The 24,973-nt window shown below is 67.5% G+C and carries 25 protein-coding genes; 13 read left to right on the forward strand and 12 right to left on the reverse strand.

All coding sequences use genetic code 11. The features are described 5' to 3' along the window. Nucleotides 1–163: 163 nt before the first annotated feature. On the reverse strand, nt 164–1,663 hold the full coding sequence (gene pdtaS / locus AB0876_RS16210) for a two-component system sensor histidine kinase PdtaS (protein ID WP_526042411.1): 1,500 nt from the start codon (nt 1,661–1,663) through the stop codon (nt 164–166). 37 nt (nt 1,664–1,700) lie between these two features. Then, nucleotides 1,701–1,916 carry a biotin/lipoyl-binding carrier protein gene (locus AB0876_RS16215; protein WP_328816164.1) on the reverse strand — a complete coding sequence of 72 codons (216 nt, stop codon included), beginning with the start codon at nt 1,914–1,916 and terminating at the stop codon, nt 1,701–1,703. A gap of 135 nt (nt 1,917–2,051) precedes the next feature. Between AB0876_RS16215 and AB0876_RS16220 the strand changes: the two genes are divergently transcribed. Further along, nucleotides 2,052–2,144, forward strand: coding sequence for a 50S ribosomal protein bL37 (locus AB0876_RS16220; RefSeq protein WP_003882799.1), 93 nt, complete (start codon nt 2,052–2,054; stop codon nt 2,142–2,144). An 81-nt stretch (nt 2,145–2,225) separates the two neighbouring features. Here AB0876_RS16220 and rsrA read toward each other — a convergent pair whose 3' ends face one another. Both rsrA and AB0876_RS16230 read right to left on the reverse strand, forming a co-directional pair. Beyond that, complete coding sequence (rsrA, locus tag AB0876_RS16225; protein WP_055112068.1) at nt 2,226–2,540, reverse strand: mycothiol system anti-sigma-R factor; 315 nt, start codon at nt 2,538–2,540, stop codon at nt 2,226–2,228. Beyond that, the gene (locus AB0876_RS16230) at nt 2,537–3,181 is read right to left on the reverse strand and encodes a sigma-70 family RNA polymerase sigma factor (protein WP_055112066.1); all 645 of its coding nucleotides are present in this window, start codon (nt 3,179–3,181) and stop codon (nt 2,537–2,539) included. The genes rsrA and AB0876_RS16230 overlap by 4 nt, the downstream gene beginning before the upstream one ends. 228 nt (nt 3,182–3,409) lie before the next feature. Between AB0876_RS16230 and AB0876_RS16235 the strand changes: the two genes are divergently transcribed. The 8 genes from AB0876_RS16235 (at nt 3,410) to AB0876_RS16270 (ending at nt 12,973) form a co-directional block, all read left to right on the forward strand. After that, the gene (locus AB0876_RS16235) at nt 3,410–3,898 is read left to right on the forward strand and encodes an aminoacyl-tRNA deacylase (protein WP_526042412.1); all 489 of its coding nucleotides are present in this window, start codon (nt 3,410–3,412) and stop codon (nt 3,896–3,898) included. Between the two features lie 121 nt (nt 3,899–4,019). Beyond that, nucleotides 4,020–5,138, forward strand: coding sequence for an acyl-CoA dehydrogenase family protein (locus AB0876_RS16240; RefSeq protein WP_491838263.1), 1,119 nt, complete (start codon nt 4,020–4,022; stop codon nt 5,136–5,138). Nucleotides 5,139–5,140: 2 nt separating this feature from the next. After that, on the forward strand, nt 5,141–6,337 hold the full coding sequence (locus AB0876_RS16245; protein ID WP_491838262.1) for an acyl-CoA dehydrogenase family protein: 1,197 nt from the start codon (nt 5,141–5,143) through the stop codon (nt 6,335–6,337). Between the two features lie 3 nt (nt 6,338–6,340). Further along, nucleotides 6,341–8,758: a CaiB/BaiF CoA-transferase family protein gene (locus tag AB0876_RS16250; protein ID WP_526042413.1), complete on the forward strand. Its 2,418-nt coding sequence runs from the start codon at nt 6,341–6,343 to the stop codon at nt 8,756–8,758. A gap of 80 nt (nt 8,759–8,838) precedes the next feature. Further along, nucleotides 8,839–9,759, forward strand: a complete 921-nt coding sequence (locus AB0876_RS16255) for a LysR family transcriptional regulator (RefSeq protein WP_491838260.1) — start codon at nt 8,839–8,841, stop codon at nt 9,757–9,759. A gap of 13 nt (nt 9,760–9,772) precedes the next feature. Further along, the gene (locus tag AB0876_RS16260; protein WP_491839301.1) at nt 9,773–10,327 is read left to right on the forward strand and encodes a M15 family metallopeptidase; all 555 of its coding nucleotides are present in this window, start codon (nt 9,773–9,775) and stop codon (nt 10,325–10,327) included. A 95-nt stretch (nt 10,328–10,422) separates the two neighbouring features. After that, nucleotides 10,423–11,271, forward strand: coding sequence for an SDR family oxidoreductase (locus tag AB0876_RS16265; protein ID WP_491838259.1), 849 nt, complete (start codon nt 10,423–10,425; stop codon nt 11,269–11,271). A 100-nt stretch (nt 11,272–11,371) separates the two neighbouring features. Continuing rightward, nucleotides 11,372–12,973, forward strand: coding sequence for an HNH endonuclease signature motif containing protein (locus AB0876_RS16270; RefSeq protein WP_526042414.1), 1,602 nt, complete (start codon nt 11,372–11,374; stop codon nt 12,971–12,973). Here AB0876_RS16270 and AB0876_RS16275 read toward each other — a convergent pair. Continuing rightward, a complete protein-coding gene (locus AB0876_RS16275; RefSeq protein ID WP_491838257.1) occupies nt 12,970–14,157 on the reverse strand; it encodes an NDMA-dependent alcohol dehydrogenase in 1,188 nt (395 codons plus the stop codon). The two genes, AB0876_RS16270 and AB0876_RS16275, sit on opposite strands and share 4 nt — an antisense overlap. Nucleotides 14,158–14,225: 68 nt before the next feature. On the opposite strand from AB0876_RS16275, the gene AB0876_RS16280 reads away from it, so the two are divergent. Next, nucleotides 14,226–15,020 carry a class I SAM-dependent methyltransferase gene (locus AB0876_RS16280; RefSeq protein ID WP_491838256.1) on the forward strand — a complete coding sequence of 265 codons (795 nt, stop codon included), beginning with the start codon at nt 14,226–14,228 and terminating at the stop codon, nt 15,018–15,020. Here the strand turns inward: AB0876_RS16280 and AB0876_RS16285 are convergent. Genes AB0876_RS16285 through AB0876_RS16300 form a run of 4 tightly spaced genes read right to left on the reverse strand, consistent with a single transcriptional unit; the run spans nt 15,017 to nt 18,770 of the window. After that, nucleotides 15,017–15,862 (reverse strand): enoyl-CoA hydratase/isomerase family protein, encoded by an 846-nt coding sequence (locus tag AB0876_RS16285; RefSeq protein ID WP_526042415.1) that lies wholly within the window; start codon nt 15,860–15,862, stop codon nt 15,017–15,019. The two genes, AB0876_RS16280 and AB0876_RS16285, sit on opposite strands and share 4 nt — an antisense overlap. Further along, a complete protein-coding gene (locus AB0876_RS16290; RefSeq protein WP_491838254.1) occupies nt 15,862–16,452 on the reverse strand; it encodes a TetR/AcrR family transcriptional regulator in 591 nt (196 codons plus the stop codon). The genes AB0876_RS16285 and AB0876_RS16290 overlap by 1 nt, the downstream gene beginning before the upstream one ends. A gap of 42 nt (nt 16,453–16,494) precedes the next feature. Further along, on the reverse strand, nt 16,495–18,003 hold the full coding sequence (locus AB0876_RS16295) for a DUF7782 domain-containing protein (protein ID WP_491838253.1): 1,509 nt from the start codon (nt 18,001–18,003) through the stop codon (nt 16,495–16,497). Beyond that, nucleotides 18,000–18,770: an SOS response-associated peptidase gene (locus tag AB0876_RS16300; protein WP_491839300.1), complete on the reverse strand. Its 771-nt coding sequence runs from the start codon at nt 18,768–18,770 to the stop codon at nt 18,000–18,002. Before AB0876_RS16300 ends, AB0876_RS16295 begins: the two co-directional genes overlap by 4 nt. A gap of 45 nt (nt 18,771–18,815) precedes the next feature. Here AB0876_RS16300 and aroA point away from each other — a divergent pair, with 45 nt between their 5' ends. Genes aroA through AB0876_RS16315 form a run of 3 tightly spaced genes read left to right on the forward strand, consistent with a single transcriptional unit; the run spans nt 18,816 to nt 21,980 of the window. Continuing rightward, entirely contained in the window at nt 18,816–20,150 is a 1,335-nt protein-coding gene (aroA, locus tag AB0876_RS16305) for a 3-phosphoshikimate 1-carboxyvinyltransferase (RefSeq protein ID WP_491838252.1), read from the forward strand. A gap of 6 nt (nt 20,151–20,156) precedes the next feature. Then, nucleotides 20,157–21,137 carry a ribosome small subunit-dependent GTPase A gene (rsgA, locus tag AB0876_RS16310; RefSeq protein ID WP_491838251.1) on the forward strand — a complete coding sequence of 327 codons (981 nt, stop codon included), beginning with the start codon at nt 20,157–20,159 and terminating at the stop codon, nt 21,135–21,137. A 36-nt stretch (nt 21,138–21,173) separates the two neighbouring features. After that, complete coding sequence (locus AB0876_RS16315; RefSeq protein ID WP_491838250.1) at nt 21,174–21,980, forward strand: SDR family oxidoreductase; 807 nt, start codon at nt 21,174–21,176, stop codon at nt 21,978–21,980. A 4-nt stretch (nt 21,981–21,984) separates the two neighbouring features. Here the strand turns inward: AB0876_RS16315 and AB0876_RS16320 are convergent, their stop codons facing one another. From AB0876_RS16320 to AB0876_RS16330, 3 genes are all read right to left on the reverse strand, one after another. Further along, nucleotides 21,985–22,407: a hypothetical protein gene (locus AB0876_RS16320; RefSeq protein ID WP_491838249.1), complete on the reverse strand. Its 423-nt coding sequence runs from the start codon at nt 22,405–22,407 to the stop codon at nt 21,985–21,987. A 64-nt stretch (nt 22,408–22,471) separates the two neighbouring features. Then, entirely contained in the window at nt 22,472–23,710 is a 1,239-nt protein-coding gene (locus tag AB0876_RS16325; protein WP_491838248.1) for a fatty acid desaturase family protein, read from the reverse strand. A 68-nt stretch (nt 23,711–23,778) separates the two neighbouring features. Next, a complete protein-coding gene (locus tag AB0876_RS16330; protein ID WP_526042416.1) occupies nt 23,779–24,915 on the reverse strand; it encodes a ferredoxin reductase in 1,137 nt (378 codons plus the stop codon). Nucleotides 24,916–24,973 lie beyond the last annotated feature (58 nt).

Genomic DNA, 24,973 nt, shown 5'->3' on the forward strand with positions numbered 1-24,973 from the left:
CGCAAGCTATGGCCCCGACAATGTCGGGGCCATAGCTTATTTTTTGGACAATTCGCTACAGCAAATTGCGTAATTGTCATCACACCTTCTATTGACGCAACTGAGTAATTGCTTCAGTGGTACTGGCGTCCCACTGTGAACGCCCTGTGGCCCGCGGCCGGGCTCACTGGATGCCGCGACTGCGCCTGCCGATCGGCACCCGCAGCACTACATCGGTCCCCCCCGACGGGACATCGTGCATACCCAGCGAGCCGTCCAATTCCGCGGTGACCAGCGTTCGCACGATCTGCAGGCCCAGCCGGTCGGACTTCTCCAGGCTGAACCCGTCGGGCACGCCACGCCCGTCGTCGTGCACCACGACGTCGAGCCAGCGGGCGGAGCGCTCGGCCCGGATGGTCACGCAACCCTGGGGCGTGTCGGCGTCGAAGGCATGCTCGATGGCGTTCTGCACCAATTCGGTGATCACCATGATCAAGGCCGTCGCGCGGTCGGCGTCGAGCACGCCGAGGGCGCCGTCGCGGTTGATCCGGATCGGGGTGTCCACCGAGGCAACGTCGTTCATGATCGGCAGGATCCGGTCGATCACCTCGTCGAGGTTGACCTCCTCGTCGACCGACATCGACAACGCGTCGTGTACCAGTGCGATCGACGACACCCGTCGCACCGATTCGATCAGCGCCTCGCGGGCCTCCAGGTTGTTGGTCCGGCGTGCCTGCAGTCGCAACAGGGCCGCCACGGTCTGCAGGTTGTTCTTCACCCGGTGATGGATCTCGCGGATGGTGGCGTCCTTGCTCAGCAGCGCACGGTCGCGCCGTTTGACCTCGGTGACGTCGCGGATCAGGACGGCGGCTCCGACCGCGGCGCCATGCACGACCAACGGCAGGGTCCGCAACAGTACCGCCGCACCGCCGGCGTCGACCTCCATGCGCATGCTGGAGCCTCCGGCCAGGGAGTCGCGGACGTGGTTGGCCAGTTCCTGGGCCTCGAACGGGTCGGAGATCAACGGCCGGGTGACGGTGACCAGATTGTGCCCGTCGAGCTCGGACGCCAGGCCCATGCGGTGATAGGCCGAGATGGCGTTGGGACTGGCGAACACCACATCGCCGACCTTGTCGAGGCGGATGAAACCGTCGCCCACCCGCGGGCTGGAACGCGACATGGCCAGATCGCCGACGTTCGGGAAGGTGCCCTCGGACAGCATGTGCAGCAGATCGCTCGCACAGTCCAGGTAGGCGCCCTCCAGCGGGCTGGCCATCCGACGGGCGGCCAGCGCGGTCTGGTGGGTCAACACCGCGACCACGTGATCGCGATGCCGCACGGGCACGGCTTCCACGTTCAGACCGGGGAGATCCGGCGAATGTCGTTGTGTGCCACCGTTTCCCCGTCCGATCGCACCCGACTCGAACGCCGTGGTGACGACGGGGAGGTCTGCGGCCGCAGCCAGCGTGCCGACCGAGTCGGCCAGCAAGACGGTGGGGGCGGTATTGGGCCGCACCTGCGCGACGCACACCAGCACGCCGTCGTCGCGGCGAACCCACATCAGATAGTCGGCGAACGACAGGTCGGCCAGCAGCTGCCACTCCCCGACCACCGCATGCAGGTGGTCCACGGCGCTGCCGGGCAGCATCGTGTGTTCGGCGAGCAGGTCACCGAGAGTGGACATCAGCCAACGTCCACCGGGAACAGGGAAACGAACCGAGTCAGTCGATCACCGCGATGAGATCGCCGGCCTGGATCACGTCGCCCTCGGCGACGCTGACCTTGGTAACGGTGCCCGCGACCTCAGCGAGGACCGGGATCTCCATCTTCATCGACTCGAGCAGCACCAGGGTGTCCCCCGCACCGATCTGATCGCCCTCGTGAACCACGACCTCCAGCACACTGGCCACGATTTCGGCGCGAACGTCCTCGGCCATCTTCACCCCACTTCACTCCGGCGCTAACCCGACTACTTCTGCGGCCTATATCGAACCACAACCCCGGGTGGACAGCGCCGCCCCCGGGGCATGAGACACTAGGGAGCAAGTTCTTACACCATCTGGAGGATCATCATGGCCAAGCGTGGCCGCAAGAAGCGGGACCGCAAGCACTCGAAGGCGAACCACGGCAAGCGCCCCAACGCCGGTTCGAAGTCAGTGCGCTAGCCGCTTCGGCAGACTGTGACCGCCCGACTCCCTTCGGAGATCGGGCGGTTTGTCGTCGGGCCACACAGGCTCAGCGCCTGGTCAGCCCCGGATGATGGTGGTCTGGCTGATCTGGATCCGCAGCCGTTCCCGCAGCCCCTCAGGAGCCTTTTCACCGCTGCACTTGGCCGCGATGAGCTTCTTGACGCGCTCCTCGACCCCGTAGTGACGTAGGCACGCCGGGCATTCTTCGAGATGGTGCTTGAGCTTGTCACGGCTTTCGGCCGTGCACTCGCCGTCGAGCAACGTCCATACCTCGGCGATCACCGCGGCGCACTCCGGATGTTCGGGGTCGACGGGTCCCACCGGCGGGCTCCAGCGCTCGTCCTCGCGATTCGACTCACGGTCCCCGCTCATGAGGACACCTCCTCCGGCTCACCAAGCTGCTGACCTCGGATGAAGCCGCGATCCCTGGCCACATCGGCCAGCAGGTCACGTAGCTGCTTGCGGCCGCGGTGCAGGCGGGACATCACGGTCCCGATGGGAGTATCCATGATCTCGGCGATCTCCTTGTAGGGGAAGCCCTCGACGTCGGCGTAATACACCGCCATCCGGAATTCCTCGGGCAGCGCCTGCAGCGCTGCCTTGATCTCGGTGTCGGGCAGCGACTCCAGTGCTTCGACCTCCGCCGACCGCAAACCGGTCGAGGAGTGCTCGGCGTTGGCAGCCAGCTGCCAGTCGGTGATCTCGTCGGTCGGGTACTCGGCAGGTTGGCGCTGCTTCTTGCGGTAGCTGTTGATGTAGGTGTTGGTCAGGATGCGGTAGAGCCACGCCTTGAGGTTGGTGCCCTCACGGAACGACCGGAAGCCGGCGTATGCCTTGACCATGGTTTCCTGCAGCAGGTCCTCGGCGTCGGCGGGGTTGCGGGTCATGCGCAGGGCGCCGCCGTAGAGCTGGTCCAGCAGCGGGATGGCATCGCGTTCGAACCGTGCGGTCAGCTCGGCATCGGTTTCAGTCGGCTGCGGCGTGTCAGGCTCGGCCTGCTCGACGTCAGTCATCGTGGGAAACACCTTCCCTTCTGTCACGGCGCCACCAAGGGGTCCGGAATACCACTGGGTATCCGGCGTCCGTTCCAGGCAAACGGTTGGCACCAGAATCCTCCTTACAGATCCTAGAGCGTGCTACCGACAAGTAGCGCTGAGCAGGTGTCGAGAGCAATAACAGCATGCAGGGGCCACTGTGTTCCCGCACGTTGGTCCCGCGCGTGCCCGGCTACGCTGAGCGCCGTGGCACGTGCAGCGACACCCGCGATCGCAGCTCTGGTGGCGGCGGGCATCGACCACCAGGTCGTGCAGTACCACCACGATTCCCGCAACGAGTCGTTCGGGGCGGAGGCGGTCGCGGAACTGGCGGCGGACGGCTTCGCCGCCGAGCAGGTGTTCAAGACGCTGGTCATCGCCTTGCCGAAGGGCCTGGCCGTGGCCGTGCTACCGGTGCCGAGCAAGTTGTCGCTGAAGGCCGCGGCGGCGGCGCTGGGGGTTCCGAAGGCCGAGATGGCCGACCCGGCGGCAGCCCAGCGCTCCAGCGGATACGTGGTCGGCGGCATCTCCCCGCTGGGCCAGCGCAAGGCGCTGCCCACCGTCGTCGACGCCAGGGCACTGGCGTTCGACAAGGTGCTGTGCAGCGCGGGCAGGCGGGGTTGGGACATCGCGCTGGCTCCGGCCGACCTGATTCGGGCCACCGGCGCAGTAACCGCCGAGATCGCGGTCATCTGAACCCTCCGACCCGGCTTCGCCGTCGGCATGTCGCAATTGGAAACGTACCGGTGTCCGAATCCGTGATTTACATCACGAGCCCCGCCGGATTGCATGGACCCGACAAGGAAGGCTGGAGCCCATGACGATCAGTGTGGCCGAGCGGGCAGAACTGGCCGCCGCGGTCTCCGCGTTGCTGCACGACGAATGCACCGAGCAGGACGTACGAAGGGTGATGGACAGCGACGACGGGTTCGACCGCGAGTTGTGGCGCAAGCTCGCCGCCCAGGGGGTGACCGGCCTGCTGGTCGACACCGAGTACGGCGGCGTCGGCCTGAGCGCCCTCGAACTCGAGGCCGTCGCGGAGGCGACCGGTGCCGCGCTGCTACCGGCACCGTTCCTGTCCAGCGCGGTGCTGGCGTCAGCCCTGATCGACGCGGCAGGTTCCGACGCCGACAAGCAACGCCTACTGCCTGCCCTGGTCGAGGGCACGTCGGTGGGCACCGTCGCGGTGACCGGCTCCCGGGGAACCTGGGCGCCGGAGGGCGTCGCGGTTCGCGCCGCTTCGGCCACCGATGGCCCGGAAGGCACCGACCACACGCTGACCGGCAATGCTCACTACGTCATGCACGGGCAGGTCGCCGACGTGATCCTGGTGGTGGCCCGCGTCAACGGAGACTTCGGCGTCTTCCAGATCGCACCCGACGCGGACGGTTTCGAGCGCACGGCCGCAACGGTTTTCGACGCGACCGTCCCGTTGTCGACCTACACCTTCGACACCGCCCCGGCCCGTCGCATCGGCACCGCCGGCTGGGACGCGGTGCAGCGCGCCCTCGACCTCGGATTGGTCGCTCTGGCGGGTGAACAGGTGGGCGGGACCAGGCGGATCTTCGACATCACCGTGGACTATCTCAAGACCCGGATCCAGTTCGGCCGTCCCATCGGCAGCTTCCAGGCCCTCAAGCACATGGCGGCTGACTTGCTGGTTCAGGTGGAATCGGCCACCTCGGCCGCCCAGCATGCCGCAACCGAACTTGCCGCTGATAGCGAAAAAGTCAGTGGTGCAATCGGTCTGGCCGGATTCACCTGCGCCGAGGCCTACCATACGACCGCCCTGTCGGCGATCCAGATGCACGGCGGCATCGCGTTCACCTGGGAGCACCCGGCCCACCTGTTCCTGCGCCGGGCCCGTACCGGCCTGCACCTGCTCGGCGGCTCGGGCCTGCACCGCGAGCGCTACCTCTCGTCGAAAGGCGCCTGACGATGACCGCCAACGAACTACCCGGCGCCGATCAACTGCGCACCGAGGTGCGCGACTGGCTCGCCCAGAACTGGTCAGGGTTACCGAAATCCACGAATCCGTGGGTCAGCTCCCCCGAGCGGGTGGCCTGGCTGGAGAAGGTGCTCGACGCGGGCTACGCGGTGCCGACCTACCCCACCGAATGGTTCGGGCGGGCGTACCCGAACGCACTGGCGGCGGTGATCGAGCAGGAGTTCCGGGCGGTCAAGGCACCCGGTGCGCGCCAGGACAAATACAGCATCCCGGCCAACACTGCGCTCAAGTTCGGCACCGATCGGCTCAAGAACGACCTGGTGCGTGAGTTCCTGACCGAGCGGGCCCGCACCTGCCTGCTCTACAGCGAGCCCGGGGCCGGATCCGATCTGGCCGCCGTGCGCACCACCGCGGTCCGCGACGGCGACGAGTGGGTGGTCAACGGCCAGAAGGTGTGGACCTCGGGTGCCACCACGTCCGAGTACGCGCTGCTGATCGCCCGCACCGACTGGGATGTGCCCAAGCACAAAGGCTTGAGCTTCTTCATGATTCCGATGCGACAGCCGGGTATCGAGGTGCGTCCGCTGGTCCAGATCACCGGCGAATCGCACTTCAACGAGGTCTTCATCACCGACGCGCGGGTGTCCGAAGCCTACCTGCTCGGCGGGGAAGGCAACGGATGGCGGGTGCTGCAGACCGCACTGGCCTACGAGCGGTCGATCATGGGCGACGGCGGGCGCGGCTCACGCAACCGCACCCGGGCCGACGACCTCATCGGCCTGGCCCGCGACCATGGCCGCCTGGAGGATCCGGCAGTCCGCAAGGAACTGGCCGACGTACTGGCGTTGCGCGAACTCAACTCGCTCAACAACGCCCGCGCCAAGGCCGCTGCGGCCCAAGGTACTTCCAGCTCCATCATGTCGCTCGGGAAGCTGGCCATGTCGAACATCCTGCACGCCGAGGCGCGCCTCAAGACCGAGATCATCGGCGCCGAAGCACTTTTGGCCGGTCCCGAGAACCCCGAGGCCGACGACATCAACTTCCTGACCCTCAACGCGTTCTTCACCTCGATCGGCGGCGGCACCGACCAGGTCCAGCGCAACATCATCGGTGAGCGCGTACTCGGCCTGGCCAAGGAACCCGAGGTCGATCGGGACATCCCGTTCCGCCAGGCCCGCCGGAGCTGAGCGGTGACCAACCCCGACGACTACGACCCGCCGCTGGCCGGGGTGCGCATCCTCGACCTGTCCCGCGGCCCGATGACGGCGGTCGGCCGCCTGCTGGCCGACCTCGGCGCCTCGGTGACCCAGGTGCACATCCCCGGTGTCACCGAGGCACCCGACGATCGCCTCGCCGCAGGTGGCGGGGTCGATCCCGAATCGGTGGGCGCCGCGATCAACCGGTACGGCCTGAGCACCGTCGTCATCGATCTCTCGATCCCCGACGACCGCCGTCGCTGGGTTCACCTGTTGGCCGGGGCCGACATCCTGATCGAGGACACCTGTCCGGACTCTTCGGCCGAGAAAGCCTTGGCGGCGCGCAATATTCACGCCGAACACCCGGGCCTGGTGATCCTGTCCATCAGCGATTTCGGCCGCGATACCAGCTATCGCGGTTGGCACGCCACGACCCCGGTGCTGCACGCGCTGACCAGCGAGCTGTCCCGCTCGGGTATCCCGGGGCGGGAGCCCCTGGTGCCGCCGGCGGCGCAGCTGCCCTATCACGTGGCGGCAGCGCAGGCCGCGGTGATGACCGTCAGCGTGCATCTGGACCGATTACGTACGGGCGAAGGCGATCTCATCGATTTCTCGATTCTCGACGGCGCCATGCAGACCCTCGATCCTCCGCACGGAACAGTGGGGACGGCCTCGGCCGGAGTGGCGTTGAGCCGCCAACGACGCAACTGGAACGCCGAACGACTGCGATACCCGATCATCGCGTGCAAGGACGGGCACGTGCGAATCTGCCTTTTGGCAAAACGCCAGTGGCACGGCATGTTCGAGTGGATGGGCCGACCCGACGAGTTCGCCGATCCTTCGTTCGACCGGCTCAAGGTGCGGCTCAGCTCGCCCGAGCTGCTGGCCGGCGTCGGCCGGTTCTGCGCCGGGCAGACCCGGGCCGAGCTGGAGGTCGCCGGCCAGCGCCACGGAGTGCCGACGGCGGCGGTGCTGACACTGGCCGAAACCCTCGGCACCGACCAGGTCATGAGCCGCGGGTACTTCCACGAGGTGGAGCTGGCCCCGGGAATGCCTGCGCCCGTGCCGGCCGGCGTCGTCGAGATCGACGGGCACCGGGCCAAGGCGCCGGCCCGGTCCGACCATGAGGCCGACGGACACCCGCGCCACCTCGATGTGGCACCGCTACTCGCCGGCCGCGACCGCCGCAACGAAGGCCTTCCGCTGGAAGGTGTACGGGTGCTGGATCTCGGCGTGATCGTCGTCGGGTCCGACACCGGGCGACTCTTCGGCGATCTCGGCGCCAACGTCATCAAGATCGAGAACTCCGCGTTCCCGGATGGCCTGCGGGGCAACCTGACCTCGATGTCGCCGACGTACGCCGCCGGCCACCGCAACAAACGTTCGATCGGCATCGATCTGCGGACGCCGCGGGGCCGGGCAGTGGCGCACCAGCTGGTCGCGATGTCCGACGTCGTGCTGACCAACTTCAAACCGGGCGTGGCCGAGACGCTGGGAATGGACTACCAGACGTTGCGGGACGTGAACCCCGGCATCGTGGTCGTGGACAGTTCGGCCTTCGGGCCCACCGGACCTTGGGCCAAGCGAATGGGCTACGGCCCGCTGGTCCGTGCAGCCGCCGGGTTCACCGACCTGTGGGTGTATCCGGATGAACCAGAGTCGTTCTGCGACACCGTCACCGTCTACCCCGATCACGTGGCGGCCCGAATCGGCGCGCTCGGGGCGCTGGCGCTGCTGCTGCGCCGCGAACGGACCGGGACCGGTGGATCGGCCAGCGTCGCGCAGTCGGAGGTGATGCTGAGCCATCTGGCGGGAGAGATCGCGGCGGAGGTCCTGGTGCGCCGCGGCCACGAATCCTCGGCCCTACCGGTCCACGATGCCCCGTGGGGCCTGTTCCCGGCTGCCGGCGAGGACACCTGGCTCGCGGTCACCGTGCGCGATGACGCTGATTGGCACGCCCTGTGTGGGGTGATCAGTCGTCCCGACCTCGGCGCCGACGCGCAACTGGGCACCCGTAGTGGCCGGGACGCTCACCGTGGCCGCATCGACGAGGCGGTGCGGTCCTGGACCGCACAGCGCCCGGCGACCGAGGCGATGGAGCTGCTGCAGTCGGCCGGTGTGCCTGCCGGCGCCGCGCTGCATGCCGACGACATCGCCGGCTGGGACTATTACGTGCAGCGCCGCGCCTTCCGCGAGGAGTTGCACCCCCACGCCGAGGAGCCGTTCACGATGGAGAACGTGCAGATCCATTCGGATCGCGTCGCCGATCCACCGCTGATCCAGGCGCCGTTGCTCGGCGAGCAGACCCGCGACATCGCCGTCGAACTGTTGGGCCTCGACAAGGCCGACATCGACGAGCTGATCGAGACCGGGGTGCTCGAAGTGCCGCAGAGCGCCGTGCCAACAGGCTGAACACCACGCCTGCCGGCGACTGATCGGGTGTCCCTCGTACGATTCGTGGGTCCCCTCGCCCTCACGCCGGAAAAGACCGCATGGACTTCACCAGACTCAGGTACTTCGTGGCGGTCGCCGAGGAATTGCACTTCAAGCGGGCCGCCGACCGGTTGATGATCACGCCGCCCCCGCTGAGCAAGCAGATCAAGCTGCTGGAATCAGAACTCGGCGGGCAGCTCTTCGAGCGCAACTACCACGAGGTCCGGTTGACGCCGCTGGGCGCCAAACTGCTCGGCCCTGCGCGCGAAATCCTGCGCCAGGTCGAGGAATTGAAGGCCACCGCGACCCGGCTCACCGAAGGAGCCGCCACCGTCCGGGTCGGTGCCACCGCCTATGCGCCATCGGATTTCGTGGCGCAGGTCCAGACGGCCGTCGCCAACTTGCCGGTACCGACCGAGTTCAGCGTTCCGGGGTCGGCCGCCGAGGTGACCGCCAAGTTGGTGTCCGGTCATCTCGATCTCGGTCTGATCCATCTACCCACCGCCGACAAGCGGCTGCAGTACCGCGTGGTGGCCACCTTCCAGGGCGCGGTGGCGGTCCGTTTCGACGATCCACTGGCCACCAGGGACCTGGTGTCCATCGAGGAGCTCCGCGATCGCGATGTGGTCATCGACTTCGCCCGACCCAATCCTGTCATGCTGGCCGGCCTGACCCGTGCGCTCAATGCCCGGGGGGTGACCCGCATCGTGCGCACCACCAACCAGTTCGGCGGCGAACTGGAGATGGCCGCGCAGGTGTTCAACCGCCACCTCGTCGCGGTGGTGCCCTACGCACCCGAGTCGCTGATCGGCAAGATCTTCTCGCCACCGGAATTCACGCTGGTGCCGATCGACGAGAGCACCTGGTCGCCGGCCCGGATCGCTCTGGCCTGGGTGCCTGATCGCCTGAAGAACCCCACCGAGATCGAGTCGCTGGTGGAGGAGCTGGCGGTCGACCTGGCCCGCGGGCGGGCGCAGTAGTGTGGGCACAGTGATACCGAAGCTGGTGGGCACCACTGTGGCCTCGAGCGTCGCCGTCCTGGCGGCCCTGCTCGGCCAGCCGGCGCCGGCCGGACCGCAGATCCGGTTGGTCGACAACCCCGTCCCGATGACCCAGGGGGACGGCTCGCTGCCCGACGGGCAGGTCCTCACCCCGTATGACGTGCAGAATCCGGCGATCGGCCGGTTGGACCCGCGCCTGCTGGCCGCCATTCAGAACGCTGCCGATGCCGCGGCCGCCGACGGCGTGACCATGACGATCAACTCGGGGTGGCGCTCGGCCGGTTTCCAGCAGTCACTGCTGGATCAGGCGGTGCAGACATACGGCAGCCTGGCGGCGGCCCGTCAGTACGTGCAGACGCCGGCTGCGTCCCGGCACGTGACCGGGGAGGCGGTCGATGTCGGGGGTCCGCAGGCCGATCACTGGCTGATCGCCAACGGTGCCCGCTTCGGGCTGTGCCAGATCTACGCCAACGAGCTGTGGCACTTCGAACTCGTCGCCGACCCGGCCGGCAACTGCCCGGCGCTGCAACCCAACGCGGCAGGCTGAGCCGCCGCCGATTTCTGCATGAGGGTTGCTGGGATCGTCGATCAACCGCCCGGGTGTAGAAACCACGAGCCCTGCAGGCGCTTATCGTGTTCCCTATGACTCTGTCCGGGAAGACCATGTTCATCTCCGGCGCCAGCCGCGGCATCGGGTTGGCGATCGCCAAGAAGGCCGCCGCCGACGGCGCCAACATCGCGCTGGTCGCCAAGACCGCCGAACCGCATCCCAAGCTCGAAGGCACCGTCTACACGGCCGCCAAGGAGATCGAAGAGGCCGGCGGGCAGGCTCTGCCGATCGTCGGAGACGTGCGTGACGGCGACTCGGTGGCCGCGGCAGTAGAACAAGCGGTCACCCAATTCGGCGGTATCGATCTCTGCGTCAACAACGCCTCGGCGATCAATCTCGGCTCCATCGAGGAAGTTCCGCTCAAGCGCTTCGACCTGATGAACGGGATCCAGATCCGCGGCACCTACGCCGTGTCGCAGGCCTGCATCCCGCACATGAAGGGCCGCGAAAACCCCCACATCCTGACGCTGTCCCCGCCGATCCGCCTGGAGTCGGAGTGGCTCAAGCCGACCGCGTACATGATGGCCAAGTACGGAATGACGTTGTGTGCCTTGGGTATCGCCGAGGAGATGCGCGAGGCAGGCATCGCGTCGAACACGCTGTGGCCGCGCACCCTGGTGGCCACCGCGGCGGTGCAGAACCTGCTCGGCGGTGACGAGGCCATGGGCCGCGCCCGCAAGCCCGACGTCTACGCCGACGCGGCCTACGCGATCTTCAACAAGCCCGCCCGCGAGTACACGGGCCAGAGCTTGTTGTGTGAGGACGTACTGCTCGCGAACGGCGTGACCGATCTGTCGGTGTACGACTGCGTGCCCGGATCAGAACTCGGCGTCGACCTGTGGGTGGACACCCCCAACCCGCCGGGATACGTCCAGCGCTGATTCGCGCCGCTCGCCAGGCGATTGCCCGCCTGGCGAGCGACAATTCAGCGACAATCGAAAAGTGTGGCCAACCTGCTGATATGCGAGTAATATCGAACATGTGTTCGAATTGCTCAATCGGTCGGCGCTCCGTGAATACACTGACGCCGCACTGATCGACGCGCTCGAGCACCGCACCCGCGCCGAAGCCATCGAAGCCGCCGGACGTCTGGCAACCATCGCCGAGATCGTGGCCCGCCACTGCGACGACGAAGACGACATCTCCGCATTCCGGGTGATCGACGGCTGGGAAACCGCCACCGCCGCGATCAGCGCCGCCTGCAACCTGACCCGCCGCGCCGCCTCCACCCAAATGCGCATCGCCCAAGCCCTACGCGAACGGCTCCCCAAAGTCGCCGCCGTATTCGCCCGCGGAGACATCTCAACCGCCGTCGTCTCCACCATCACCTGGCGCACCCAACTCGTCACCGACGACGACGCCATACAACTGATCGACACCGCCCTGGCCGGCGCCGCCACCACCTACGGCGCACTGACCGCCTCCAAGACCGAACAGGCCATTGACGTATGGGTCGAAAAATTCGACCCCGCCGCCGTACGCAAAACCCGCACCGCCGCCCGAGAACGCGACATCCACTTCGGCGACCCCGACGACCCCAACGGCACCGTCTCCATCTGGGGACGCCTACTCGCCACCGACGCAGCCCTGCTCAAAAACCTACTCAACGCCATGGCCCGCGGAGTCTGCGACAACGACCCCCGCACCCTCGGCCAACGCCGCTCCGACGCACTGGGCGCCATCGGCGCCGGAGCCGACCACCTCACCTGCCAATGCAACAACCCCGACTGCCCAGCCACCGGCGTCGACCCCCGCTCCCGTGCCGTAGTGATCCACCTACTCGCACAACTCCTGCCCCAAAGCGCCGCCAACGCCCAAGAAGACGAGGACCACGCCGGCGCAGACGACGCCACCCAGGAGCCCGACGGCAATGACGACCCGGTCGACACTTCCGCCGACGAACCTGCAGCGCAACCACCCCGCGACCCCCGCATCCACGGCGAACCCGATCCCAGCGATCACGCCGACGACCGGAAACCGGCTGTAACCGGCGGCCCCGCAGTCATTCTCGGCGGCGGGATAGTGCCCGCACCGCTACTGGCCGAACTGATCGCCACCGGCGCCACGGTCAAACACCTCACCGACCCCGAGGACCTCACCACCCAAACCAACTACCGGCCCTCGCCGAAACTGGCCACATTCGTCCGGATGCGCGACCTCGTGTGCATGTTCCCCGGCTGCGCAGTATCAGCCCACAACTGCGATCTCGACCACGCCACCCCCTGGCCGGCCGGTCACACCCATCCCGGCAACCTCGGCCCCAAATGCCGAACCCACCACCTCCTCAAGACATTCCAAACCGGCGAGAACGGCTGGACCGACACCCAGCACCCCGACGGCAGCCACACCTGGACCTCCCCCACCGGCCACACCTACCAAACGACGCCCTTCAGTCAGATCCTGTTTCCCGATTGGACCAGCCACACCCCAGCCCCACCGACAACACCAGCACCAACACCCACCACCACCGACCGGCACATGAAAATGCCGCTGCGCCAACAAACCCGCCAACAAACCCGCACCCAACGCATCAACACCGAACGCCGACTCAACACAGAACAAGACAAACCGCCGCCGTACTAATCGAATTCGATGATGCCGCGGATATTGCGCCCCTCACGCATATCGGTGATGGCGTCGTTGATCTGATCGAGCCGGTACCGCCGCGTGACCAGTTCGTCGAGTTTGAGGTGGCCGTTGCGATACATGTCCAGCAGCATGGGCATACTCGCACGGGCGTTCATCCCGCCGTAGAGCAGTCCCTTGAACGTCTTGCAGTTCTGCAGCATGTCGACCAGCACCATCGGCACCATGCTGAGCTCGATCTTCGGCACGGCGGTCATCAGGCAGGTACCCCCCTTGCGGGTCAGCATCAGGGCCGGCGCCACCATCTCTGCGCGTACGACGCTCGGTGTGAGCACCACCCGGTCTGCCATAACCCCGCGGGTCAGTTCCTGAACCAGCGGTATCGCTGCTTCCATCGACGGACAGGTGTCCGTCGCGCCGAAGAACTTCGCCGTGTCCCGTTTGAACTCGACGGGGTCCACCGCGATCACCAGGTTGGCGCCTGCTGCACGGGCACCCTGAACCGCGTTCATCCCCACTCCGCCGGTGCCGACGATCACGACTGTGTCGCCGGGCTGTGTTCCGACACCGACGGTTCCCGAACCCCAGCCTGTCGTCACGCCGCAGGACAGCAGTGATGCGGCCACGAGTGGAACCGACTCGTCGAGCTTGATCACCGAATGTTCAGACAGGACCGCGTATTCGGAGAAAGTGCCGAGCTGACCGAAGGCCATCAGGTCCTCGTCGCCGAGGTGATGCCTGATGGTGTTGTCGGTGACCATCTCCTTGGCCATCATCATCGCCCCGTTGTCGCAGAGGTACGTCATCCCCGACACGCACCAGCGGCACGTGCCGCACGCCGCGATGAACGACAGGCCGACGTGATCGCCCGGTTGCACAGACTGCACACCCGGCCCGACGGCCTCGACGATGCCGGCCCCCTCGTGTCCACCGAGCATCGGGAAGTAGTCCGGCGCAGGCATACCCATCGCCTCGTATATGGCCAACAGCTCCGGCGTCGGCACCATGTCGCCGGTCGCGAAGTGGTCGTCGGTGTGGCAGATCCCGGCCACGGCCATCTTTACCAGGACCTCACCGGTTCGCGGCGGGTCGAGGGTGACCTCTTCGATCTCCCAGTCCAGCCCGACGCCGCGCAGTACTGCGCCCCGGCACTTCAGCGGCTTTGCAGGTGATTCGGTCATTCATCGAGCATCTGTCCGCCATGCAGGGCGCAATAGCGTATCCGCATACCCCATCTAGGCTCGTCTGCATGTCTGACCCGCAACCCACCAACTGGGCCGCCGGCCGCTATCAAGCAGTCGCCGAACAGATCGTCGTCATCGCCGGTGAGGTCGTCGCCACCGCCGACCGGCTGCGGCCGGTCCGCGACACCACCCTGGTCGACCTGGCGTGCGGCACCGGAAGCGCTGCACTGGCTGCCACTGAGGCCGGGGCCCACGTCACCGGCGTGGACCTCACCGCCGAGCTGATCGCCATCGCCTCAGAGCGCCCTGGAGCCGACGCGGTGCAGTGGGTCGTCGCCGACGCCGCCCACACCGGGCTGCCCGCGGGCGGATTCGACACCGTGGTGTCGAACATGGGGATCATCTTCGTCGAGCCCACCAGCCTGGTGGCCGAGGTCGCCCGGCTGTTGAACCCGGGCGGGATCTTCGCGTTCTCCACCTGGATCCGTGACGAGGCCGGCAGCCCGTTCTTCACCCCGATCGTGGAAACCCTCGGTGCGCCGCCGGCGGCGGCCTACTCGCCCGATCAGTGGGGCGATCCCGATGTCGTGCTCTCGCGCCTCGGCGTTGGTTTCAACGATGTCCATTTCGAAACCGCCTCACACACATGGAAATTCGACTCTGTCGAAACGGCGGTCCGATTCATCTCGGACGAATCGCCGATGCACGTCAACCTGCTGAGCCGGCTGGATGACGTGACGCGAACCCGGCTGCTCGACGCCTTCACCGCGGCGCTGGCCGCACAGACCGAGGACGACGGCCGGGTCGTCTTCGACGCGCCCTATGCGGTGGTGACGGCACGCAAGATCAGGAACGATTAGCGCGCCCGCGTCCCGCCGGACAGCATGGTCTCGACGCTGTCGGCGAAAGCCGCGGTGGTGAAACAAGTCGGTTCGGCGAACTCTTCGAGCATGAGCGCGTCGTTCCAACTGGCGTCGGCCGCGGTCCGCAGCAGGGGTTTGGTCATCGCGACCGCGTGCGGCGGCAGCGCGGCGACCCGGGAACACCATTCGTCGGCGGTGGCGAGTAGCTGGTCGTGGGCGACGACCTCGTGCACCAGGCCCAGCCGCTGCGCGGTTTCGGCGTCGATGTGCTCGCCTTTCAGGTAGTAGGCCAGCGCACCCTGATAGCCGAGTCGCCGGGTGAGCGCCCAACTGGTGCCCACCTCCGGGATCAATCCGAGGCGGGCGAAGGCAGGCACGATGATGGCCCGCTCACTGGCGATGGTCAGATCGCACGTCAGCGCCCAGGCCAGCCCGACACCGGCGGCCGGACCGTTGAGGGCGGCCACGAAGACGGTGTCCGCGCCCGCGATGAGCCGGGCGATACCTCCGAATTCGCGTCGTATCCAGCGCCATACGTCCGCCGTTCCCTCGGCCCGGTACCGATTCTCGACGGCCGCACGCATCATGCGCAGGTCGCCGCCCGCGCTGAAGCCCGGGTCTGCGCCCGTCAGCACGACAGCGCGAATCTCGTTGTCTGCCACCAACTCCTCCAGAGCCCGGCGCAGCTGCCGGACCAGCGGCGCGGACAGTACGTTCAGCCGGTCAGGTTCGTCGAGGGTCACCACCGCGCGGTCGCCGCTGCGCTCGACCACAATCCGTTGTGGCGCAGCCGGATCGTCGCCTTCGGCAACCATGCCGCGATACAAGGGCTCGTCCATCAGAAATTCTCCTCAATCGGTTTGGCCTGCAATGCATTCCATGCCGCATCGGCAAATGTCTCGACGACCTCGCTGTCCATCTCGGTGACATCGCCGGCCACCCAGTGGCGGGCGTACTCCTGCGCGGGGCCGAACCATAGGGCGGCCGTGACGCCGGGATGGATGGCGGAAAGCACTCCGTAGGCGCGGTGTGGCCGCCACCAGGCCTGGATCGCCGCGAAGAAGTCCTGATTGGCCGCCCGCAACGCGCTGCTGTCGAGCCGGTCGCCCAGCAGGAGTGCGGCTTCGCCGCGGTGTGCTGCGATCCAGTTCAGGTGATGCCGCACCCCGCCGCGAATTCCTTCTTCGGCGGTGTCCTGCCCACGCAGCATCTCCACGAAACCGGCCTGGTACTCCGCCATGACCTGGGCGTAGACCGCCGCTGCCAGCGCCGGCTTGTCGGGAAAGTGGTGGTAGAGCGATCCGACGCTCACCTCGGCCTCACGCCGCATCTCGTCGAGCGTCGGGGCGATGGTCCCCTCCGACCCGAACCGTCGTCGCGCGACCGCCAGTAATCGGTCCCGCGCGCCCCTACCCTTTGACGGCGCCACGAGGATTACTCTAGCAAAACCGAGCAATCCTCTAAAGAGCTGTCATTCTGCCTGGTAGAGGATTCCGCGGCCGATCGCTTCCCGCACCTCCGGCAGCGCGGCCTGCGCCAGTGCGTCGGCATCGACGCCGTGATGGGTGGCCAGCAGTTGGATCAAGGCACCCAACGGCACCTCGCCGCGGCAGCCCGCCAGAAGCGCTCGCATCACCTCGTCGACCCCGATGACGGCGGCCGGACCGCCAGGGCGGCGCACCGCGGCGCCCACCTCCTGCCAGCCATCCGGCCCGGGCAGCGCCTGCGCCTCCAGGAACACCGGCGCCGTGGAGAGCCGGGCTGCGAGCAGCGTGTCGTCGGAGGTGTCGCGCAGGAATGCCCGCCGGGCGAAGAACGCGTCCACCTCGGCTCCGGTGACCGCCTCGTCGACGCCGGTGATCTCCTCGAGGATCTGCTCGGGCAGTTCCCCGTTTCGCGGGACCCGCAGCGAGATCATGCCCATCCCGACGCCGGCGATCCCCTGTTCGGTGAACCAGTCGAGCCATTCACCACCGCGCTGCGCCTGCCGATCGAGGTCTTCTCCGGCGTCGGCCAGCCACAACGAGACATAGCTGACCGGGTCGGCCAGCTCGCGCTGTACCACCCAGGCGTGCAGGCCGGTGCCGGCCAGCCAGCCTGAAACCCGCTCCCGCCAGTCGTGGCCCTCGCGCACAATCCAGTTCGCCATGATGTGGGCAGTGCCACCCGGGGACAGATGATCACCGATCTGCTCGATCAGGCTCTGGCACAACGCATCTCCCGCCACACCCGAATCGCGGTAGATGTAATCGCGGGCACCCGAACCCACCACGAACGGTGGATTGGAGACGATCAGATCGAATCGCTCGCCCGCCACCGGTTCGAAGAGGCTGCCCTGACGCAGGTCCCACGACATGCCGTTCAGCCGTGCAGTCATCGCGGCCAGTACCAGCGCCCGCTCGTTGGTGTCGGTCGCGACGATCTCGTCGCAGTGTGCGTCCAGATGCAGCGCCTGGATACCGCATCCGGTTCCGAGGTCGAGAGCGCGGCCGACCGGGTTACGCGTGACCGCCCGCGCCAATGACACCGACGCCCCGCCGATGCCGAGCACGTGATCGTGTCGCAACGGCCCCCGGCGCACCGCCGCGTCCTGGTCGGACACGACGTAAAAATCCCGGGCTCCGTCGCTGTGCGGGCGGATGTCGAGCGCGGCCCGAACCTTGTCGCCGGTGAACTCCAGTACGCCGCCCGCAGCCAGCGCCTGCGGGCTGGTCGACGGGAATGCCGCCTCGACCAGATCGCGCGCCTCCTCGGTCCCGAGCAGCAGCAGACGCACCAGCACGGCCAGCCGCTGCCGGTCCGCCGGGGCGGCATGGGTGACCCGCAGGACCGGCCACCACACGCCCCGGCCCAGCGCGGCGTTGGCGTCGGCGCCGAGCAGCTCGGCCACCCCGTCGGTGGTGAATCCGGCCGATCGCAGGTCGGCACCGATTGCGTCGACCAGGTCAGGATCGACCACACCGGCATCGATGCCGCTCAAAACAACCCCATCTCTTCGGGCTCGGCCGGCTCGATGAGCTCGGGGCCGTTGTTGCGGACACTGTTGACCAGTCGTGACACCTCACGGACGGCGATCCGGTCGAGATCCCCGTGACCACGCAGCAGGCCCTCGTCGATGGGGGCGTCGGGATCCATCCAGCGGTCCCAGTCGGGCGCGCTGATGGTCAGCGGCATCCGGTCATGGATCTCGGCGAGCGGTCCGGCGGAGTCGGTGGTGATGATCGTGCAACTGAGCAGGGGCGGCGCGTCCTTCGGTGCGCCCTGCGGACGCCACGTCGTCCACAGCCCCGCCATGAACAGCAGCTCGCCGTCGGCGCCGTACATGTAGTACGGGGTCTTGGCGGCTTTCTTGCCGGCCGTGTCCGCGTTCGGCTTCCACTCGTACCAACCGTCCATCGGGATCAGACACCGCTTGCTCTTGGCGGAGTTGCGGAATGCCGGTGACGTGGTGACCTTCTCGGCGCGCGCGTTGATCAGCAGCGGTCCCTTGGTGTCGGGGCCGCCACCCTCGGCCGTCTTCACCCACGGCGGGATCAGCCCCCAGCGCATGGACCGGACCCGGCGGGTCGATTCGTCCTCCGGCTCGGTGTGCCGTTTGACCACGCTGCTGATGCTCGTGGTGGGGGCGACGTTGTAATTGGCGCCTGCCACATCCTTGTCTCCCGGGCTCGACGCGCTCTCGTCGAGCGCCTGGATCTTCTGCGCCAGCAGCGCCGGATCGGTGGTCACCGCGAAACGTCCACACATAGTGCCCATGGTTGCAGAGTCCGCGGACAAGGCAGGATGTAGTGCGTGAGTGCACGTGAGGAGCAAACAGAACACTGGCAGGCCCCGTCGACGACGGTGCCGGTCGACGCCACCGTCACGGTGCCGGGTTCGAAGTCTCTGACCAACCGTGCACTCGTACTGGCCGCTCTGGCCACCGCGCAGGGGCCCTCCACCGTCAGCGGCGCGCTGCGCAGCCGCGACACCGACTTGATGATCGACGCGATCCGCACCCTCGGCGTCAGCGTCACGGCAGCCGAACACGACGACACCGCGCTGACCGTCAGTGGCCGCATCGCGCCGGCCCCGGATGCGCGGGTCGATTGCGGGCTGGCCGGCACCGTGCTGCGGTTCGTGCCCCCGGTCGCCGCGTTGGGCACCGCCTCGGTCACCTTCGACGGCGACGAGCAGGCCCGGTCCCGGCCGATCTCCCCGCTACTCAACGGGCTGCGTGGGCTCGGAGTCGAGGTGGACGGTGACGGTCTGCCGTTCGCGGTACTCGGCCGGGGCGCCGTCGCCGGTGGCACCGTCGAGATCGACGCGTCGGGTTCCTCGCAGTTCGTCTCCGGGTTGTTGTTGTCGGGTGCGACCTTCACCGACGGGCTCACCATCGTGCACACCGGAGCCTCGGTGCCGTCGGCCCCGCACGTCGCGATGACGGTGGCGATGCTGCGCGACGCCGGGGTGCAGGTCGATGACTCGACCCCCAACCGCTGGCGGGTCTCCCCCGGGCCGGTCACCGCGCGGGCCTGGCACATCGAACCGGATCTGTCGAACTCCACGCCCTTTCTGGCCGCTGCGATCGTCACCGGCGGAACGGTGCGGATCGCAGGCTGGCCGTCGGCCAGCATCCAGCCCGCCGACACCATCCTCGACCTTCTGACGAAGGTGAATGCGACTGTCCACCAACGTGATACCCATTTGGAGGTCAGCGGCGCCGAAGGGTATGGCGGGTTTGACGCCGACCTGCACGACGTCGGCGAGCTCGCCCCCACGGTGGCAGCGCTGGCCGCATTGGCCGCTGACGGCTCGACGTCACGGCTGCGGGGTATCGCGCACCTGCGCGGGCACGAGACCGACCGGCTGGCCGCACTGACCGCCGAGATCAACGGGCTCGGCGGCGATTGCGCCGAGACCGAGGACGGCCTGCTCATCACCGCACGGCCGCTGCACGGCGGAGTGTGGCGCTCTTACGCCGACCACCGGATGGCCACCGCCGGCGCGATCATCGGCCTGCGCGTAGCGGGTGTCGCGGTGGAGAACATCGAGACCACCGCCAAGACCCTGCCCGATTTCCCGCGCATGTGGGAGCAGATGCTGGCGGGCGACCCGCATACTGGCCTTCATACGAGGGGGAAGTAAACCACTTTGGGAGCGCGGGAATACGACGAGTCCGATGTCCGGATCAGGCCGGGCCGGGGTACCCGTCCGCGCACCAAGACCCGCCCCGACCACGCCGATGCCCAGTCCGCGATGGTGGTGACCGTCGACCGCGGCCGCTGGGGCTGCGCCCTGGATCGCGACCCGCATCACCGCGTGGTCGCGATGCGGGCCCGTGAACTGGGCCGCACCCCGATCGTCGTCGGCGACGACGTCGACATCGTCGGCGACCTGTCCGGCCGCCCCGACACCCTGGCTCGGATCGTCCGCCGTGGTGAACGCCGAACAGTGTTGCGCCGCACCGCTGATGACACCGATCCGACGGAACGGGTGGTGGTCGCCAACGCCGACCAGCTGCTGATCGTGGTGGCTCTCGCCGATCCGCCGCCACGCACGGGCTTCGTCGAACGCGCGCTGATCGCCGCCTACGCGGGCGGCCTGAAACCGGTGCTGTGCCTGACGAAATCCGATCTCGCCGACCCCGAGCCGTTCGCCGCCCAGTTCACCGATCTCGATCTGACCATCGTCACCGCGGGCCGTGACGATCCACTCGACGCCGTCGCACCGCTGCTGACCGATCAAGTCACCGTGTTCCTCGGGCATTCCGGCGTGGGTAAGTCGACGCTGGTGAATCGCCTTGTCCCGGAGGCTGATCGGGCCACGGGCGAGGTCTCGGGCGTCGGCAAGGGCAAGCACACGTCCACCCAGTCGGTGGCACTGCCGCTCGACGGGCAGGGCTGGGTGATCGACACCCCGGGCATCAGGTCGTTCGGGTTGGCGCACATTCAACCGGACGACGTGATCAGGGCGTTCTCGGATCTGGCCGACACCATCGAGGACTGTCCGCGCGGCTGCGGCCATATGGGCCCACCAGCCGATCCCGAATGTGCGCTGGACACCCTGACCGGGCCGGCGGCGGGCCGGGTCGCGGCGGCGCGTCACCTGTTGACCGCTCTGCGGGAAGCCTGACCTGCGCCGACGTCTCGGCGACTATGGTCGCTGATCGTGGCTACTTACGTTCTCACCGGCAGCGCCTCTGGGCTTGGAGCGGCAACCAAGAAACGGCTGGAATCCGACGGGCATCGGGTGATCGGCGTCGACCTGCGCGGGGCCGACGTGAACGTGGACCTGAGCACCCCCGACGGGCGTGCGGAGGCGATCGTCAAGGTCACCGAACTGGCCGACGGCGGCATCGACGGTTTCGTCCCGTTCGCCGGTCTGGCCGCCGCAACCGGCCGTCCGGCGGACCTGCTCATCGCCGTCAACTACTTCGGTGCCATCGAGCTGCTGGAAGGTCTGCGTCCGCTGCTGGCCGGCCGGGAGAACGCCTCGGTGGTGCTGATCAGTTCGAATTCGACGACCACCCAACCCAATTGGCCGGTAGAGCTGGCCGAGGCCTGCCTGGCCGGTGACGAGACGGGCGCCAACACCGTCGCCTCCACCTACGGCGATTACGCGGCGCTGCAGGCCTACCCGGCGACCAAGGCAGCCCTGGCGTACTACGCCCGCACCAAGTCGGCGGAGTACATCGCCGACGGCATCCGGCTCAACGCGATCGCGCCGGGGCTCATCGACACCCCGATGACCCAGGAGGGCCGCAAGGATCCGCTGACGGGTGCGGGGATGGAGCAGTTCCTCAAGACGATCCCCGCCGGACGCGGCGGGCGGCCCGAAGAGGTGGCCGCGCTGGTGACATTCCTGCTGGGCCCCGATGCGGGTTACTTCGTCGGGTCGGTCATCTTCGTCGATGGCGGTATCGACGCCGCCCTCCGGGGCAAGGACTGGCCGAAGGTCTGGGAACTCAACATGTAACGGGTCAGTGCTTGGTCTTGGCCTGGTCGGCCGCAGCCTGCTGCTGTTCCTCCTCGGCCTGCTGCTTGGCCGCCGCGATGGCGGCGCGCCCCTCCGGGCTGGCGGCCGAGTTGCCCGGGGTCTTGGCCGAGGCCACCCCGGCGTTGCAGTTCAGGTTGATCAGCACCGTGTCGGTGACGGGCGCGAAGTTGTCCCCTTTGTGCCAGGACGCCTTCTCCGAGCTCGCCACCACGCAGTCGTCGTCAGCCTCGGAATCACCCGAGCGGGTCGCGACGACACCCTTCATCCCGGCATCGGACAGCTCCGACTGCACGTCGGAGTATTTCTGCCCGGCGTAGTCGTCGGCCGCGGCGATACCGGTGGCCAGTGCACCCACCGGAACGGCCGAGGCGCCCAGCACCAGGGCTGCCGCAAGTAGCTTCCTCACGAACGCAGAATATGAACGACGACTGCGAGGACCCTGGGAGTGCGTCGGGCAATTGCTTGGAGTCTCAGCGCCGGCGCCAGCCCCGCACGGTCGCGATGGCCGTCTTCAGACCACGACGACGTCCCGTCGTCGGATCGGTGACGCCGTACCCGTCGAGCTCGGTGAACATCCGCTCACTGCGCGTTTCCGGGGCGTTGTCGGCCGTGTCCTTCAGGAACCGGTCCGGCAGCGACAGTTTGGCGATCGTGCGCCAGGTCTTGCCGTACTGCACCAGGAACGGCCCCGTGGTGTAGGGCAGGTCGTACTTGTCGCACAGCGCCCGCACCCGGACCGCGATCTCGGCGTACCGATTGCTCGGCAGATCCGGGAACAGGTGATGCTCGATCTGGTAGCTCAGATTGCCGCTCATGAAGGCCAGCACCGGTCCCGAGTTGAAGTTGGCGCTGCCCAGCATCTGGCGCAGATACCACTGCCCCTTGGACTCACCGACCATGTCGGTCTTGGTGAATTTCTCTGCGCCATCGGGGAAATGGCCGCAGAAGATCACCGCGTTGGCCCAGACATTGCGGATGACGTTGGCCACCGCGTTGGCCTTCAAGGTGGACTTGAAGGTGGCACCGGGCGACAGCGACGTGATCGCCGGCCAGACCACGTAGTCCTTGGCCAGCTGGTGGCCGGCCTTGACGCCGAACTCACGGACCCGGACGAGCGTCGCGTTGCGGTTGTCGCGGCCCTTGAAGATCTTGCCGAGCTCCAGGTGCTGCAACCCGACGCCCCACTCGAAGCCGATCGCGAGAAGGGTGTTGAAGAGCAGGTTGCCGTAGAGGTTGAACGGCTTCCACTTGGCATCCCGGGTCACTCGGATGACGCCGTAGCCCACGTCGTCATCCATGCCGAGGATGTTCGTGTACTTGTGGTGCATGAAGTTGTGGGTGAACCGCCAGTGCTTGGACGCCCCGCTCATGTCCCACTCCCACGACGAGGAGTGAATCTCGGGATCGTTCATCCAGTCCCACTGGCCGTGCATGGTGTTGTGGCCGATCTCCATGTTCTCGATGATCTTGGCCACGCCCAGGGTGATGGTGCCCGCCCACCACGCGGAACGCTTCGAGCTCGCCGCGAGCATGACGCGGCCGGCGACGTCGAGCGCACGTTGCGCCGCGATGGTGCGGCGGATGTAGCGGGCGTCCCGCTCACCACGGGAGTCTTCGATGTCTTGTCGGATCGCGTCGAGTTCGATGCCCAGATTCTCGATGTCGGCATCGGTCAGATGCGCGAATGCGGGAACGTCGGTTACTGCCATCGTCAGCCTCCTCTCAATTACCTACGGTAGCGTAACCTACGATCCCGTAGGTTACTAGCCAGTAAAGCTTAAACATCCAGCACGCAGTCGCCGGAGGCGGCGGAAACACACGTCTGGATCCTGGTGCCCGGGTCATGCTCGACGCCGGTGCGTAGATCGCGCACATGCCCTTCGACCAGGCCCACCACACAGGACTGGCAGATCCCCATCCGACAGCCGAACGGCATCTGAATCCCGACCTGCTCCCCCGCGTCCATCAACGGCGTCGCGCCGTCGATCGTGACCTCCTTGCCGCTGCGCTCGAACGTCACCGTGCCCCCGGCGCCGTGCGGAGCCGCCCGCGACACCGCGAACCGCTCCAGGTGCAGGTGCTCGGCGATACCGGCGGCCTCCCACACCTGTTCGGCGTCGTTGAGCATGCCCTCGGGCCCGCACGCCCATGCTTGACGCTCGCGCCAATCGGGAACCAACTCACCGAGTTGCGCAAGATCAAGCCTGCCTTCGGTCCGAGTGCTGCGCAACAACAGCCGATAGCCGGGATGCGCATCGTGCAGTTCCGCCAGCTCCTGCCCGAACATCACATCGGATTCGGTTGGCGCGGAATGCACGTGCACGATGTCGGTGATCTGGCCCCGGCGCACCAGGGTGCGCAGCATCGACATCACCGGGGTGATGCCCGAGCCCGCCGTCACGAACAGGACCGTTGCCGGCGCCGGTTGCGGCATGACGAAGTTGCCCTGCGGCGCGGCCAGTCGCACCACGGTTCCCGCCTGGAGACCGTCGACGAGGTGCGCCGACAAGAAGCCCTCCGGCATCGCCTTGACGGTGATCGCGATGGTGCGCGCGGACTTCTCCGGCGTCGAGGTCAGCGAATATGACCGCCAGCGCCAGCGCCCGTCGATCAGCACACCGATGCCGATGTACTGACCGGGCTCATAGTCGAACGCGAACCCCCAGCCCGGCTTGATCACCAGGGTCGCCGAGTCGGCGGTTTCCCGCCGCACCTCGACCACCCGGCCGCGCAACTCCCGTGCCGACCACAACGGGTTGGCCAGTTTGAGGTAGTCGTCGGGCAGCAGCGGCGTGGTCACCTGACCTACGATGCGGCGAAGCGCGTTCCAGCCGGGGCGCCGCGCGGCGCCGGCGATCGTGGGGCGGACCGTGTCGGCCACATTGGCCGAGACCTTGATGGAGTTCTTGGCCATGAACCTACGGTACCGTAGGTTACTGCCCCGTAGCTAGTCGTACGTCCGCTCTCACAGG

Origin of the sequence: Mycobacterium sp. NPDC049093 (genome assembly GCF_040704635.1) — a bacterium.
In the GTDB taxonomy this organism is placed as follows: Bacteria; Actinomycetota; Actinomycetes; order Mycobacteriales; family Mycobacteriaceae; genus Mycobacterium.